This window comes from Tunturiibacter empetritectus, assembly GCF_014201375.1.
Taxonomy (GTDB): Bacteria; Acidobacteriota; Terriglobia; order Terriglobales; family Acidobacteriaceae; genus Edaphobacter; species Edaphobacter lichenicola_D.
This window is the reverse complement of record NZ_JACHDZ010000001.1, coordinates 371,402-386,445: the sequence shown is the minus strand read 5'-3', so window position 1 is coordinate 386,445 and position 15,044 is coordinate 371,402. Positions and strand designations below refer to the sequence as shown.

Annotated in this window: 14 protein-coding genes; 6 read left to right on the top strand and 8 right to left on the bottom strand. The window is 59.4% G+C overall.

Going from position 1 to position 15,044, the window contains the following annotated elements:
* Positions 1-99: 99 nt before the first annotated feature.
* Genes HDF10_RS01760 through HDF10_RS01745 form a run of 4 tightly spaced genes read right to left on the bottom strand, consistent with a single transcriptional unit; the run spans position 100 to position 2,472 of the window.
* Positions 100-903, bottom strand: a complete 804-nt coding sequence (locus HDF10_RS01760) for a LytR/AlgR family response regulator transcription factor (protein ID WP_183809887.1) — start codon at positions 901-903, stop codon at positions 100-102.
* 8 nt (positions 904-911) lie between these two features.
* Positions 912-1,460 (bottom strand): zinc ribbon domain-containing protein, encoded by a 549-nt coding sequence (locus tag HDF10_RS01755; RefSeq protein ID WP_183809885.1) that lies wholly within the window; start codon positions 1,458-1,460, stop codon positions 912-914.
* A complete protein-coding gene (locus HDF10_RS01750) occupies positions 1,457-1,840 on the bottom strand; it encodes a hypothetical protein (RefSeq protein ID WP_183809883.1) in 384 nt (127 codons plus the stop codon). The genes HDF10_RS01755 and HDF10_RS01750 overlap by 4 nt, the downstream gene beginning before the upstream one ends.
* Positions 1,837-2,472 (bottom strand): RNA polymerase sigma factor, encoded by a 636-nt coding sequence (locus HDF10_RS01745; protein ID WP_311732676.1) that lies wholly within the window; start codon positions 2,470-2,472, stop codon positions 1,837-1,839. Before HDF10_RS01745 ends, HDF10_RS01750 begins: the two co-directional genes overlap by 4 nt.
* A gap of 170 nt (positions 2,473-2,642) precedes the next feature.
* Here HDF10_RS01745 and rlmB point away from each other — a divergent pair, with 170 nt between their 5' ends.
* The 3 genes from rlmB to HDF10_RS01730 all read left to right on the top strand — a co-directional run bounded on the left by rlmB (position 2,643) and on the right by HDF10_RS01730 (position 6,344).
* Positions 2,643-3,428, top strand: coding sequence for a 23S rRNA (guanosine(2251)-2'-O)-methyltransferase RlmB (gene rlmB, locus HDF10_RS01740; RefSeq protein ID WP_183809881.1), 786 nt, complete (start codon positions 2,643-2,645; stop codon positions 3,426-3,428).
* 59 nt (positions 3,429-3,487) lie between these two features.
* Entirely contained in the window at positions 3,488-5,416 is a 1,929-nt protein-coding gene (locus HDF10_RS01735; protein WP_183809879.1) for a M1 family aminopeptidase, read from the top strand.
* Between the two features lie 514 nt (positions 5,417-5,930).
* Positions 5,931-6,344, top strand: coding sequence for a hypothetical protein (locus HDF10_RS01730; protein ID WP_183809877.1), 414 nt, complete (start codon positions 5,931-5,933; stop codon positions 6,342-6,344).
* Positions 6,345-6,543: 199 nt separating this feature from the next.
* Here HDF10_RS01730 and HDF10_RS01725 read toward each other — a convergent pair whose 3' ends face one another.
* Both HDF10_RS01725 and lepB read right to left on the bottom strand, forming a co-directional pair.
* Positions 6,544-8,268 carry an AsmA family protein gene (locus HDF10_RS01725; RefSeq protein ID WP_183809875.1) on the bottom strand — a complete coding sequence of 575 codons (1,725 nt, stop codon included), beginning with the start codon at positions 8,266-8,268 and terminating at the stop codon, positions 6,544-6,546.
* Positions 8,269-8,312: 44 nt separating this feature from the next.
* The gene (gene lepB, locus HDF10_RS01720; protein ID WP_183809873.1) at positions 8,313-9,113 is read right to left on the bottom strand and encodes a signal peptidase I; all 801 of its coding nucleotides are present in this window, start codon (positions 9,111-9,113) and stop codon (positions 8,313-8,315) included.
* 217 nt (positions 9,114-9,330) lie between these two features.
* Between lepB and HDF10_RS01715 the strand changes: the two genes are divergently transcribed.
* The 3 genes from HDF10_RS01715 to HDF10_RS01705 all read left to right on the top strand — a co-directional run bounded on the left by HDF10_RS01715 (position 9,331) and on the right by HDF10_RS01705 (position 13,800).
* Complete coding sequence (locus HDF10_RS01715) at positions 9,331-10,572, top strand: alginate lyase family protein (protein ID WP_311732629.1); 1,242 nt, start codon at positions 9,331-9,333, stop codon at positions 10,570-10,572.
* Positions 10,573-10,773: 201 nt separating this feature from the next.
* Positions 10,774-13,419, top strand: coding sequence for a serine/threonine-protein kinase (locus HDF10_RS01710; RefSeq protein ID WP_183809871.1), 2,646 nt, complete (start codon positions 10,774-10,776; stop codon positions 13,417-13,419).
* Between the two features lie 42 nt (positions 13,420-13,461).
* Positions 13,462-13,800, top strand: coding sequence for a hypothetical protein (locus HDF10_RS01705; RefSeq protein WP_183809869.1), 339 nt, complete (start codon positions 13,462-13,464; stop codon positions 13,798-13,800).
* 96 nt (positions 13,801-13,896) lie between these two features.
* On the opposite strand, the gene HDF10_RS01700 is transcribed toward HDF10_RS01705, so the two are convergent.
* Both HDF10_RS01700 and HDF10_RS21310 read right to left on the bottom strand, forming a co-directional pair.
* Complete coding sequence (locus HDF10_RS01700; protein WP_183809867.1) at positions 13,897-14,808, bottom strand: acyl-CoA desaturase; 912 nt, start codon at positions 14,806-14,808, stop codon at positions 13,897-13,899.
* A 111-nt stretch (positions 14,809-14,919) separates the two neighbouring features.
* The gene (locus HDF10_RS21310) at positions 14,920-15,021 is read right to left on the bottom strand and encodes a DUF6893 family small protein (protein ID WP_406705506.1); all 102 of its coding nucleotides are present in this window, start codon (positions 15,019-15,021) and stop codon (positions 14,920-14,922) included.
* Positions 15,022-15,044: the final 23 nt, after the last annotated feature.

Below are 15,044 nucleotides of genomic sequence, written 5' to 3'. Positions count from 1 at the left end.
GGAACTCCTTTAGAATGAGTTTTTTAGAGGCTCATATGTCACGTAAACCACTTAAAACAAAAGACTTATAAGCCGGTAATAGGGGGGGGGTTAGTACCCCTACAAATTGAACAGCTCCCGCAGCCGCTTCGTTTGTGCCCGGCTCACCGGAATCTCCGTCTTCTGGGCGTCGTCCATCCGCAGCTGATAGCTGGACTTGAACCACGGCACAACCTCCCGTATGTGCTGAATATTCACCACATACGACCGGTGCGCCCTCCAGAACGTCTCCGGATCGAGCTGGTCCATCAGCTCCTCGAGCGTCCTGCAGTTTGAGTGCCCTTCCACCGCTTTCGTCACCACGCTGATCGTGCCCTCCTCGATCGAGGCAAAACAGATCTCGCGCTGATCCACCAGCAACAACCGGCTCTGCGCCCGGACAATCACCTTGCCGGAGCTGGCCTTCGGCGCCTGCGTCTGCTCCTCGACCAGCCGCAGCAGCGCATCCAGCTTGGCCCCGGTCTCGAGCGCCAGGCCAGCCGACTCCGGCGGAGCGATCCGTCGGGCCTGTGCTTTCTCGATCGTCTGCATCACCCGCTTTCGATCAAAGGGCTTCAGCAGATAGTCGATGGCATTCACCTCGAACGCACGCACCGCATACTGGTTGAACGCAGTCGCAAACACCACCTGAGGCATCGGAACCTTTCGGTCCAGCAGCTTCTTCAGCACGCCAAAGCCGTCAAGACCAGGCATCTGCACATCCAGGAACACCAGATCCGGCTTATGTGTACGAATCAGCTCGACCGCTTCGATCCCGTTGGTTCCCTGTGCCAGAACCTCAACCCCGCCCGCGCGCTCCAGCAGATACTGCAGCTCCTGCCGGGCCAGAGGTTCGTCATCGATGATGAGTGCAGTCAGTGACATGCTCGCAACTAGTCACTATATACGCGCAGCCGCGCCGGCGCATGGTCCTCAGCCAGATCATGCCCGCACTGTGTGCAGTACACATCCGTAATCTGCACCCCGCGGAAGCAGCGACCGCACACAGGAGCCAGCTGGAACTGGCACTGCGGACAGAAGTGCACGCTCGAGGTAATCTCGGTACTGCAGTGCGGACAAGGCATCAGCATCGGCTGCCGCAGCAGGAAGTACACCACAGCTCCGATCCCGCCCGGCAGCACCACCACGATCAGCATCCACAAAGCTGCCGGCATTCGCCGCCGCCGCACATCGCGGCTCACATACCCCACCAGCAGCACATAGCTGGCAAACGCCGTCCCCCACGAGTACCCCATCAGCAGCCGCATCGGCAGCAGTTCATGCTTATGGTGCGGCAACACGCCATGGAACAGATACTGCACGGCACCAAACACCAGGATGGCCAGCACCACCGACCAGGTCGGTATCATGCTCAGCTCATCCTCACCCCCTGCCAGGGTACCCTGCGATCGATCCGACTCCTGACCCCAAAACCTCATCATCCAGCCACCTCGCGCTTACGGGCACGGCGAAACAACACCAAAGCGAGCAAAGCCATCGACACAGGAAAAAACCACAAACAGAGGACTAAAAACTGATTACTTGCATCGGGAACACCGTTCGGAGTCACGTCGTACGCATCCAGCGCGCTCCACACGGCGGTGCAGATAATGACAAAAAGAGAGGAACAAACCGCCAGCGGAATCCAGAGGCTTCGAATGCGATTACGCCGCGCGGCAAGCGTCTTCGCGCGCTCCCGGACCACGCGATGAGTTCGATTGACCACCGACGCACGAGCTCCCATCCGCAAATCCGTCAACTCTTCCCGGGGAAACATCCCAGGAGCGTCTTGCGACGAGGACCTCTCGAAGGCGTCGCTCATATCCCAACCTCTGCGATGGAACGAGAGGATCGAAGCTGCTCCATCTCCGGCTTCAAAGCTGCCAAGCCGCGATAAAGCCTGGACTTCACCGTCGATAAGGGGGCCCGGGTTACGGTAGCGATCTCTTCCAACGACAGCTCTTCATAAAATCGAAGCACCAGAACCTCTCTATAGCTTGGTTCCAGTTTGAGCAAAACCTCGCCGACCTCGGCACAGTTTTCGCGGGATTGAAACTGCTCGAGCGGGGACGGCCCGGACATCGCGACTTCAAACGGACGATCGTCCTCTTTCCCTTCACTCATCTCGTCGAGACTCGCCATCACCCGTTTTCTCGACAGGTCGATCACCAGATTTCTGGCAATAGTAAAGAGCCAGGTGTCGAAGCGCGCTTTGCCGTTGTACTGCGCCCCTCGCAGGAGAACCCGCATCCAGGTCTCTTGAAAGAGATCCTCGGCAACTTCGCGCTTCCCAGTGAGGAAGAGCAGATACCGGAGAAGACGGTGTTGATAGAGCTCAATGAGAGTATCGAGAAGTTCTGGACTCTGCCGCTTTAGCCCTTGAGCAATCGCCGCATTCTCGCTTGAGACTTGAGCACCGAGCGTTGACGCGAGCGAGATGGAACCATTTTGCACACTGCTAGAGACGTTCTTCCGGTATAATAAGACTCGCTTTTTGCCCACACGGTTCATAAAAAGAGAGATTTCCATTGAGAGACCCTGAGTCCTATCCGCAGGGCCGCCCTACTGTAGACATTCTAAGGCCTCGCTGCTTTTCTCCCGGGTGGAGGCGGTAGACTTGAGGGATGGAAGTTCTTTATGGGCTGCACCCTGTTGAGGAGGCTATCCGGGCGGGGGGGCGGCAGCTTGACCATGTGAGTGTGGCGCGGGAGCGCCGGGATGAGCGGCTGGAGAGGCTGATCGAGCTGTGCGGGACGGCTGGGGTTCGGGTGTCGTTGGAGTCTCGGGACCAGCTGACCAGGCTGGCGCGGACGGATGCTCATCAGGGCGTGCTGGCGGTGGTTCGGGAGCGCAAGTTCCTGGGGATCGAGGACCTGCTGGCTCCGAAGGCGGACGGTCAACACAGGTTCTTCCTGGCTCTCGATGGCGTCGAGGACCCGCACAACCTTGGAGCTCTGCTGCGGACCGCGGATGGAGCAGGGGTCGATGGCGTGATTCTGCCGGAGCGGCGTTCAGCTCCGGTGACCGCGACGGTCGCCAAGACCTCGGCTGGAGCGTCCGAGCATGTGCGGATCGCTCGGGTGACAAACCTGGTTCGTGCGCTCGAGCAGATGAAGCAGAAGCACGTCTGGGTTCTTGGGCTGGATGAGCGCGGAACGCCGGATTACACCGAGTATGACTTCAAGGGCGACTGCGTTCTGGTGCTCGGGCGCGAGGGCGCGGGATTGCATGACCTGGTGAAGAAGACCTGCGATCACCTGCTGAGGATTCCGATGGCGGGACAAGTGTCGTCGCTCAATGTGTCGGTTGCGGGCGCGATCGTGATGTACGAGGCGATGCGGCAACGGCGTCGACCTGCAGCTCCGCCCGCACGAAAGCCTGTGAAGGAACGTAAGGGATTGGGATCTTGAAGAGTTTTTCTGTTGTATCAGCTGGAGGTCGCTGGCTGGTTCTGGCGGCTGCCTTTGGAATGAGTTTTGCTCACGCCGGAATGAATTTTGCGCAGGCTCAGGAGACTCCTCCTGCCAACGAACCGGCCGCACCGCATGGCAAGGTCCTGTTCAGTCGAGACCAGGATTCGCCGGAGGTTGAGAAGAAGGCGAAGGCTCCGGTGGCCGAGACGGTGGTGGAGGTCTCGGATGCGGAACGTACCTCACTTACATTCACCTCGTACGATCTCGATGTGCATCTGACGCCGGCGGAGTCGAAGCTTGCGGTTCATGCGAGGTTCGGCGTAAAGAACACCGGGAAGGCGCCTCTAACCCGGCTGGTGTTTCAGATCTCTTCGGCGCTGAGCTGGGAGAGCTTCACGGGGCAGACCGCGGGGCGCGTGGTGCCGCTCTCGTTTACGCAACATGCGATCGACACCGACGCCGACCATACAGGCAAGGCGACAGAGGCCGTGGTTGCTCTGCCTCAGCCGCTCGAGCCGGGTGCGACGCTTGCGCTGACGGGCTTCTACTCCGGCGAAGTGGTGCAGTCGGCGGAGCGGCTGGAGCGGATTGGCGCGCCGCTCGACCAGGCTGCCAATGCGGACTGGGATCAGATCGGTGCGGAGCGAACGGCGCTGCGCGGGTTTGGCAATGTCCTTTGGTATCCGACAGCCGCGGCTCCGGTGTTTCTGGGCGATGGAGCGAAGCTGTTCCAGAGTGTCGGGCTAAACAAACTGCGGCAGGCCGAGGCGACGGTGCATATGCGGCTCACGGTGGAGTACGTCGGCGATGCGCCGGATGCTGCGTTCTTCTGTGGCCGGCGCGAGCAGCTGGTGAAGGTGAGCGAGAACCAGAATCTGCCGGTGGCTGAGTCGCCGGGGGTGGCTACGGCTGAGTTCTCCGAGCGGCCGCTGGGATTTCGCACGCTGAGTCTGTTTATCACCGACCGGGCGGGCACTGTGACGGACAACAGCCTGATCTCGGCTGTGACCGACCACTACGATGCGCTGCCGAGCTACGGAGCAGCGTCGACGAAGGTGCAGCCGCTGCTGGCCGAGTGGCTGGGAGCCGGTCCGTTGCGTCTGCTCAACATTCTCGACCACGAGGGGCAGCCGTTTGAGGACGATGCTCTGCTGGTGGTGCCGATGCGTGCCGCGACGCCCGAGGTGCTGGCTCCTTCGCTGGTGCACTCGCTGAGCCATGCCTGGTTCGGTTCGTCGCATGTGTGGCTGGACGAGGGCGTGGCGCAGTTCGCTTCGCTGCTTTGGATTGAGCAGGCGCAGGGGCGGGAGGCTGCGGTGAAGCAACTGCAGCAGGAGGCCAATACGCTGGCCCTGGTGGAGCCCGGTCCTTCCTCCGGCTCGCCTGTCGCCTCTTCCGCCAACCCTTCTGCCGGCACTTCGTCCAGTTCGTCGGCTAGCTCCTCCGACTCCGATGCGGGGCAGAGCCTGATCCTGGCCAGCGATGAGGTCTACTACGGGACCAAGGCTGCTGCGGTGCTTTGGATGCTGCGGTCGGTGGTGGGCGATGACGCGTTGAAGCGGGCGCTTGAGGCCTATCGGACCGACAAGATGGACAGCGACCGGAAGGAGTTCCAGCGGGTTTTGGAACGAAGCGCGAAACGGGATCTGGCGTGGTTTTTCGACGACTGGGTGTATCGTGACCGAGGGCTGCCGGACCTGAGCATCGCCAACGTGACGCCTCGTGCTCTCGACAAGATCGGCGACAAGGGCAAGGGGTTTCTGGTGTCGGTGGAGGTGAAGAACGACGGGGACGCGGCGGCCGAGGTGCCGGTGACAGTGCGGTCCGGGACGTTGACCTCGACCCAGAGGCTGCGGATTCCAGGGCGGTCCAGTGCGTCGACCCGCGTGGTCTTCGAGGGGACGCCGGATGAGGTGATCGTCAATGACGGCACGGTGCCTGAGGTGACGGCTTCGATCCATACCAAGCAGATTGTGGCGCACTGATTCTCCTTTCTGAGGAGGGCCCCCCCCCTTATTACCGGCGTGTAAGTCATTTGTTTTAAATGGTTTACGCGGTGTCTGTGTCTTCAAATACGTCATTCTAAAAAGGTTACCTGCAGATTCTTCAAAACAAATGGTTTATGGGTTTAAAGACGAAAACCCCGACGCTTTGCCGGGGTTTTTTCTTTGCTGCTTCCAGTATAGCTGGTGGCGGGTAACTGATACGCCACGCCTATCTTGTTGCGTGGGGTTGGGTTATGGGGTTTTGGGGCTTGACAGGTTGAGGAGAACAGGCAACAACAAGGGCAACGGCAAATATTTTGTCACTTCGCCCTGCGGGCTTTGCTCCAGCCTTCGGCAGAGAGGTACCGCTTGCGTGGGTTGGCTCTTGCGGCACGGAGACCCAAGGCTAAAGCCTTGGGCTACCAGTCGTGCCCTTAAGCAAAACAGATGTAAGTTGACCGGACTTTGCGGGAGGAAGTCTGTCCTTCTGTATCGGGTGAGGTAAAGTTAGCCCATGCCTGCAAGTCTTCAAGCCGCTCTTTCCGAGCTAGTGAAGTCATCCGTGGTGGTATCACCCGGAAACGGCTTCCCGCAACCCGGACAAGCGTCAGTATCTCTCTTGTTTATCAATGGAACGAGGCTGCAAACGGAATACTGGCGACTAATCGAGAATGGTGCGGCCAGCTACAGCAGTTTCGATCATCAGCAGAAATATGGCCTACCGGCAACAATTGATGCCGTGGAAGAACTTCGAAACAGGTTGTCTGGTAAGACCGTGATGGATGCCTTACATGATCAGGAAACGGGCGATCTGGTTTTCACGTTCACAGGCAGCACGAAGCTACAAATCCTAAATGTCACGGGATATGAGATCTGGGAGCTAAGATTTCCAAGCGGCGCTGTTGAGTACTCCAATTATGCAAAATGACGATGCTCATCCCGTTCCCGCAAAACGGATATCGGCAACTTCGATCCTGGGATTCAATGCAGGCATCTCAAAACAACTTCCACTTCGCGAGCTCGACTTTTCATTTAACGCGGGCTTCGCTCAACAGACTTTTTCAGCCACGTTTTGGGTTGTGTCGGGTGGGAGATGTAAGAGCAAGTGCGCGTGCAATGGGAAAAAGCTAGCGATGAGGCCGGGGAGCTGGAGTGTGGGGTGAGGTGTCGGTCCAGGTTTGGGGTTGGCCCCAGGGGCGGGTGGCGGTGAGGTCGATGCGGTAGGGTCCGGTGGCGCGGTTGGTGGGCAGTACCTCGACAAGGCCGTCGCCTAGCTGCGGGAGCGCGGTTGCCAGAGTGAGCAGGCGTGCGGTGGAGGCCATGCCGGTGAGATGAAAGGTGCAGCCTGCGGCGTCGAGGTGGCCTTCGAGGGTTGCGGGATCCTTGCCGCCGAGGGCCAAGGAGACAGGATCCAGTTGAAAGCCGTCGGCTGTGGGCGGAGCGGGTTTGCGATGTTTGCTTTGTGCTGCTTTGGGTGAGGGCGCCGTGGTGGAGTGAAGGGCGACGTCGCCGGTGACCAGGGAGGTGGTGCCCGCGTGTGGGTCGATGAGGCTGGCGTTGGCTACGACCAGATCTCCGTGCCAGGGGAGGGTGCCGGTGGGGCTGGGCGCGTAGGAGAGATTGCCGGTGAGGGCGCCGGCGGCGGAGATGTCGGTGGGGATACGATTGCTGGCTACGCGGAGCCACTCGAGGAGGGTCGCGGCGGGGAGACCGGGGGTGCCGAGTTGCAGTTCTGCCGACTTGGGGTTGCGGAGATCCGGAACGGTGCCGGTGAGGGCAAGGATGGGAGCGTCGGAGGAACCGGCGGGCGGCCAGCTACAGCGCAAGTCCTCGAAGGAGTGGAAGTCGCCGGTGGCGGAGCCGAGGCATTGGAGATCGATGTCCATGGGCTGGGCGGGCACGAAGTCTGCGCGGCGGGTGTCGGTGAGGAGGAGGCGGGCTTGCACTTTGCTGTTGTCGATGGTGCCCTGGGCGTTGGCGGTGAGGGTCATCTCGCCACGCAGACCGGCGTCGCGGCCGAGGAGGAAGCGGCTGGCTGCGCCGAGTGGAGCGTTGCGCCAGGTGCCGCGCAGGTTGATGGGGACCTGGCCGAGGGAGGGGGCGCGGCTGAGGGTTCCTTCGAGCTCGAAGACGCCGGTGTCGGAGACGTCGGTGTCGGTGCGGGCGGGATGGGCGGAGAGGCGGAGATGCCACTGCTGGGGGTCGGGGAGCCAGAGGGCGAAGTCGGCGTCGGTGAGGGAGATGGGGGACTTTTCGCGGTCGAGTTTGAGGTTGAGGCGGGCGCCGGTGGCTTCGATGTAGGGGAAGCGGGGGGCGGGGCCGGCTTGCCTCTGCGCGGTGGGCGCGGCGGAGATGTGGGCGGCGTGGAGGAGGATGCTCTCGAGGTTCCACTTGCCGTCCGAGGTGTGGACGAGGTTGACGCTGGGTTCGGTGAAGCTGATGGTGGAGAACTCGACGCGGCGGCTCCATAGGGAGCTGAGGCGGAGGGTGGCGCGGACGGAGTTGGCGCGGATGACCGGCTCGGAGCCGAAGGCTGGGTCTTCTTCGACGACGAAGTTTTCGAGCGTAAAGCCGGGGAGGGGGAGGAGGTTGAGGGAGACCTTGTCGAGGTGGACAGGGCGGCCGAGGCTGTCGCCGATGCTGGTGGCGATGCGGCGCTGATAGCGGTTGACGCTGATGTAAGGAGGCAGCAGAACGAGCAGCATGACGGCAAGAACCGCGAAGGCCAGGTAGAGGAGGCGACGCAGCGTGTGCGTGCTGAGGGACGGAGCGGTGTCTGCGTCCGCGGCGTCGCTGGGGGCGGCTTCGCTGGGATACACGGAGGGCTCGTAGGTGGGGTCGGCTTCGTGCATGAACGATGGTCCGGCGCGGTGGTTAGGACGCGCGGGAGTGACCTCTATTTAATGAGATGAAGCGTGCGCTTCCAGCGTGTCTCGTCGAAGATGTGGACGAGGATGTGGCCCATGAATCCGAGGCGCTCGCCGATGCTCTGCTTGTTGATCTGGTCGGCGGGAGTTTGGAACGACCAATAGACGAAGAGGGGGCGGCCTACGATGTTTTCGCGCGGGACGAAGCCCCAGTAGCGGCCGTCGAGGCTTTCGGTGCGGTTGTCGCCCATGGCGAAGACCTTGCCGGGAGGAACGACGAGGTCGCCATCCTGAATGTGGCTGGGAAGCTCGTAGGCCCAGCTGGCGGTGACGTTGCCGTAGTTGTCCGGCGGGACGGCTGGAAAGTCGTCGCGGTAGGGATCGAAGGCGTGCTGGAGGTCGCCGTCGGAGGTGGGCATGCCGGCGTAGGGCTCGTTCTGCGCGACGCCGTTGAGGTAAACGACTCCGTTGCGGAGGTGGATGCGGTCGCCGGGGATGCCGATGGTGCGCTTGACGAGGAAGAGGTCAGGCTCGCCGGGCTTGAAGAAGACGATGATGTCGCCGCGGCGGACGTCGCGATAGAAGGTGAAGGGCGCCCACTTTGCGGGTGGGGCGAGGGAGATGCGGTCTACCAGGACGTGGTCGCCTATGAGCAGGGTCTGCACCATGGAGGCGGAGGGGATCTCGAAGTTCTGGAAGATGAAGGTCATCACGAAGAGACCGATGGCGAGGACGGTGCAGATGGAGGCGAGGGACTCAAGCGGAGTTTCGGCCTGCTCCTGCTGTGCGACGTCGGGGGTGGTGGCTTCGGTGGTGATGGTTTCGGGCAAGACTGAGTCTCCAGCGTCCTCAAATGGATGCAACTATTAGTGTATCGCTGATGGAGGAGGAGGGGGAGAACGGTATCTGTAAGGTTTGTCCCAAGTGCGAACTATAATCTTTTTGCGACTCAGAGCGACTCCACGATGTAGCAAACGGTTAGTTACTTGCCAAGAATGCTTTCAAACGAGGAGTGAGGCCCTGCCTGATCTACCACCAGGAGATGAAGTGAGAAAGACGAATCCCCCCTCGATTTCCCCTTCCTCGATTTCCCCCTCAGGGATCGACCGGCGCCGGTTTTGCAAAGCTATCGCACTCAGCCCTCTTTCGTCGGGAGGGTTCTTACGCGGGCTTGCTGCGGGGCCGACGAAGAGTGATGCCTATCGACTCGTTGCCGAGACCGACCGCGCGCGGATCCTGAAGGCAGGAGCACTTTATCTGACGCAGAAGCCGGTTACGATCACCTCGTTCCGCTCCGATCGCAGCCCAGGGGGTGTTCATGACTTTTTCTCCCAGGCGGACTACTTCTGGCCGAACCCCAAAGATCCGAATGGCCCGTACATCAACCGGGACGGCCAGAGCAATCCCTACAACTTCAACGAGCACAGGAAGGCGATGATTGCACTTTCGATCCAGATGCCGGCGCTGACCTCGGCATGGCTGTTGACGGGACAGCGCCGCTATGGCGAGAGCGCCTGCAACCATCTGCGGGCGTGGTTTATCTCGCCTGAGACGCGGATGAATCCAAACCTGGAGTTCTCGCAGGGGGTCCATGGGGTCTCGACCGGCCGCTCGTACGGAATCATCGATACGCTTCATCTGGTCGAGGTGGCACGGGCAGCTGGTCTGGTTGCGGCCAGGTTTCTTCACAAGGAAGAGATGACGGCTCTCATGGGTTGGTTCCGCGACTATCTCCAATGGATGAAGACCAGCGACAAGGGGCAGAAGGAGCGCGATGCCCTGAACAATCACGCGATGTGCTGGGCACTGCTGGCGGCGGAGTTCGCGCGGCTGATCGGAGATGGAGAGACGCGCAGCCAGGTGCACCGGCAGTACACGGATATTCTTCTTCCGAATCAGCTGGGCGCGGATGGCTCCTTTCCTAAGGAGTTGGCGCGAACCAAACCTTACAACTACTCCATCTTCAACTTCGACGTGATGGCCTGTCTCTGCCAGTCGCTCAAGGGCGCCGGACAGGATCTGCCGACCTTCAAGCTCGCCGATGGGCGCGGGCTCTGCAGGGCAGCGGAGTTTCTCTATCCCTACTTGAAGGATAAGAGCACGTGGCCGTACCCGAAGGACGTGGAGCACTTTGACTCACTGCCTGTGCGCTCTCCGGGTCTGTTGTTTTCAGGACTCGCTTGCGAAAAGCCGGAGTATGTCTCGCTTTGGAAGACCGAAGATCCGGATCCGACCGATCGGGAGATCATTCGCAACTATCCGGTTCGCCAGCCCTTGCTGTGGGTGTAGCAGAGCGACCTTCACGTCAGATCGAGCTTGCCGCAAAGATTTACTTTTGATGATCGGCCGCTGCCCATTTTGGAATGCGGCTGTCTGTAAAGAGACAGTCAAGGGCAGGCCCCATTGCAGCTCACGTGATCCTGAGTGATACCCTATGAGGGTTTCGAGCCTGAATAACTGCCTCCTATTTCTGAGCATGAGCGAATTTAAATGGCAGAGGTTACTAACGCTCTCCCGGTGGGAGAACTGGTTGGGAATAACTACGAGATTCTGGGCATCGCCGGTGCCGGTGGAATGGGTGTGGTCTATCGTGCCTGGGACACCAGGCTCGAGAGGCAGGTTGCGCTCAAGTTTCTCCCCAGCCTATTGAACGCTGACGTTCGGGAGAGAGAGTACTTTGTCCTCGAAGCTCGAATGGCTTCGTCGCTGGACCATCCGAACATCGGCGTCATCCACGGGATCGAAGAGACGGCAGATGGCCGCGCGTTTATTGTCATGGGCTTCTATGACGGTCTGTCTCTCGCTCAAAGGATTGCCAAAGGTCCGCTGAGCACAGTAGAGACCGTCGATGTTGCGATTCAGATCGCGCTCGGGCTGTGCGAAGCCCACGCGCATCAGATTGTGCATCGCGACATCAAGCCGTCGAACGTGATGCTGACCAACGCGGGGTCTGTCAAGATTGTCGACTTTGGATTGGCTCGTCTGATCAGCGCCGAGACGGCGACCGCGAGCGGCATCGTGGGATCGATCAAGTACGTCTCGCCGGAGCAGGCGCTGGGTCATCGAACCGATCAGCGAACAGATATATGGTCCCTTGGAGTGGTTCTGGCGGAAATGCTGACGGGGCGAAATCCCTTTGAGCGCGGAGCGATTCCGGCGATTCTGGTTGCGATCCTCAATGAGCCGCCGCAGTCGCTGGATGGTTTGCCCATCGCGCTGCAGGGGATCATCTATCGCGCCCTCTCGAAGGACGCCGAGAAGCGATACCAGCATTGCTCCGATATGCTGGCGGATCTACGGGCCGCACGAGCAGAGCTTGCGAACGATTCCACCAACCGAAGAGAAGCGACTGACAGAAAGACCACGCATCGCTCCCACGATATTCGCAAGTATGTCGAGCAGGCTTCCGTCTCTACCTGGTCCAGACCACAGAAGCCTCGAAACAAGTGGCTGCCACTGGGCCTCGGCCTCGCTGGGCTTGTTCTCCTGGCCGCACTGTTTCTCTTTCCTCGGGTTCGCGAACAACTGTTTGGCTCCCGCATAAGAGTGGGCGAAGAGCATATCGCAGTTCTTCCTTTTACCAACATTGGAAATAATCCGGAGAACGAGGCTCTGAGCGAGGGCCTCGTGGATACGCTGTCGGGGAAGCTCTCCAATCTCGATGTTGGCAACAAGGCGCTGTGGGTGATTCCGGCGAGCGAGATCCGGCGTCTCAAGGTGACGGACCCCGCCACTGCGCTCAAGACACTTGGCGCAAATCTGGTAATCAACGGAAGCATTCGGCGCGATGGAACAGCGATCAACCTGAACCTTAATCTGATCAGTACGGAGAATCTTCGCCTAATTGGCTCGGTCGATGTGGTGGATCAGGCTGGGGACCTCTCTGCGCTGCAGGATGAAGCAGTATCTCGACTGGCGCATCTGATGGACCTGCCCGTGTCCGCGGAGATGCTGCACAACACCGGCGGATCCGTTGTACCTGCGGCGTATGAGAACTACCTGACTGCGCTGGGCTACATGCAGCGTTACGACAAAGCGGGAAACATGGATAAGGCGATTAACCTGCTGAATGAGTCGATCAAGACCGATCCGAAGTTTGCGCTTGGCTACGGTCAGCTTGGGGAGGCGTATCGAATCAAATATCAACTGGACAAAAATCAATATTGGCTGGACGAAGCCCAGGGAAACCTGGAGAGGGCGATCCAGCTCGACGGCAGTTTGCCTGCGGCCTACGTCACCCTGGGACGAATCCACGACGTGAGTGGGAAGCGCGAGCTTGCGCTGCAGGAGTTTCAACACGCTCTCACACTCGATCCGCGAAACGCGCTGGCGGTGCGGGGGCTGGCACGCGCCTATGAGCGATCCGGCCGCATCCCCGACGCAGAGGCTGCTTACAAAAAGGCAGTCGCGCTGAAGCCGGACGATTGGGAGAGTTATAACCTGATCGGCCATTTCTATGATCGCCTAGGTAAGTATCCAGAGGCGATCAAGGCGTTGCAGAGAGCGCTTGAGATGACACCAGACAATGCGGAGGTCTATCTCAATCTGGGCGCAGTCTATATCGATTCGGGCGACGCTACGGCACTTCCCGCTGCAGAGCAGGCGCTGAAGAGATCGATCGAACTGGAGCCAAGTTACCAGGCATATGCAAATCTGGCGAGCCTTTATCTTTCGCAGAAAAGATATAAGGAGTCAGCAGAGGTGAATGAGAAAGCTCTGCAAATAAACGAAAACGACTATATGGTTTGGAATAACTTGCTCATCGCTGATGAACGGCTTGGTGACAGCTCAAAAGCAAAGACAGTGCGGGAGCGGATCATACCGTTGCTCGAGCAAAATATCAGACTGAAGCCTCAAGATGCACAAGCGCACTCACTGTTGGCGGTGATGCAGGCCAAGAGCGGGATGCGTGAGAAGGCGCTGGAGCATGCCCAGACTGCAATAGCACTCTCGCCGGATGACTCAAGCCTCCTCGTCAACGTCGCAGGGGTATATGAGATGTGCGGTGATCGCAAGCAGGCGCTGCGCTATCTTGAGATGGCTCTGCATAAAGGCTATCCTTTGAGTCAACTCGAAGATGATCCAGATATGCGGGGAGTCATGAGTGACCCCGAATTTCATCGCAGCAACCCTTAACTCTAACCCGGTAAATGCCAACGAAACAAAAGGAGAATCACCTTGTCGATCGTTGTTGTCCCCCTTACAGATTCAACCGACCCAATTGAAGTCAACGTGGGAGCTACAGACACCCTTCAGTTTGTCGCTGAGGTCGCGGGTGTCTTCGCCAGCACCTATGCGAAGTATTTCTGCCCTCATCTTCCTCATAACAAGTCTCTGAAACAGAATGAAACATGGCCGAACACGACGAATTATCCGGATGGAACCGAGCCTAACCCATATGCTGCCGGTAAAACCTACACCTTCAGCTGGACGCCTGCCGGAGTAGAACAGCCTCGTCTGACATCAGCTCCGGGGACAATATACGTGGATACCGGGACGTTGGGAAACCCGGCGTGAGCAGTAAATAGTCAGTCGACGATGCAATACGGGAACGGTGCTCACGAACCTACTAGAGCACCCGTTCCCGCCGGTTGAGATGATGCCGTTTGAGGTTTAAAGTTCGTTGACTCGATCTGGATGCGCGAGATGCGTCACTTTTACGTTCTTCGCAAGGCCGAGCACTTCCAATAGTTTGATGCCCCAGTAGTTGAAGTCCAGCTCCCACCAGGCCATGCCGTGGCTGGCAGACACAGGGTGCGCATGGTGGTTGTTGTGCCAGCCTTCTCCGCCGGTCAACAGGGCGACCCACCAGTTGTTGGTTGAGTCGTCGCGGGTTTGGAAGCGGCGAGAGCCCCACAGATGCGTCGCCGAGTTGACCAGCCAGGTGGTGTGAAAGCCAATGGTGATGCGAAGAAATGTTCCCCACAGCAGCCAGGAGAGGCCCAGCTTCCATCCGCCGAGTGCAGTGCCCCCTATGAGTAAAGCAATGCCTGTAAAGGTGATCGGGATCCAATGCCATACGGCCAGCCAGCGGTAGAAGCGATCGCGTTCCAGATCGGGGACATAGCGAGCGAGCGTGGTGGTCTCGCTGTGAAGAGAGCCGCGCAGAATCCAGCCCATGTGCGACCACCATTTGCCATCGCGGGGAGAGTGCGGATCGCCAGGCTTGTCGGTGTACTGGTGGTGCATACGATGTACGGAAACCCAGTACGTGGGACTACCCTGGAGCGCCATGGTGCCACAGACCGCCATGGCATACTCCAACCATTTAGGCGTCGTAAAGCTGCGATGCGTGAGTTGGCGGTGATAGCTGATGGCGATTCCTACGTTCTGACCGAAGAGCCACATCACGAGAAACACGACGACAGAAGACCAATAGAAGGTAAACAGCGCCGCTACGGCTCCCACGTGAAAGGCCGCGATGACGACGAAGAAGACCCAGTTGAACTCCGCCGACTTCGCCTGTACCACTTCGACTGTGCGGGGTCTGCCAGCTTTTTGCGGTGGTGTTACAAGTGTCGCCATTGGCGCTTGCCTCTAGTGTGGAGGCTAACGCCGGCCAGGAGGCGTGGCTATAGGGTGCAGGTAACAGTTCGGTAATAGTTGCGGGCGAGCGACGGCTCAGTCCGCAGCATCTCACATGGATCGGATTCTGAGATAACGGGATACGTCGGGAGCGATCATTATCGCTAGTACAATTGCGCCGATTCCTGCGGCAGCAGCTAAAAGTTTCAACATGTAAGTCACCTCGGAGATTCGTT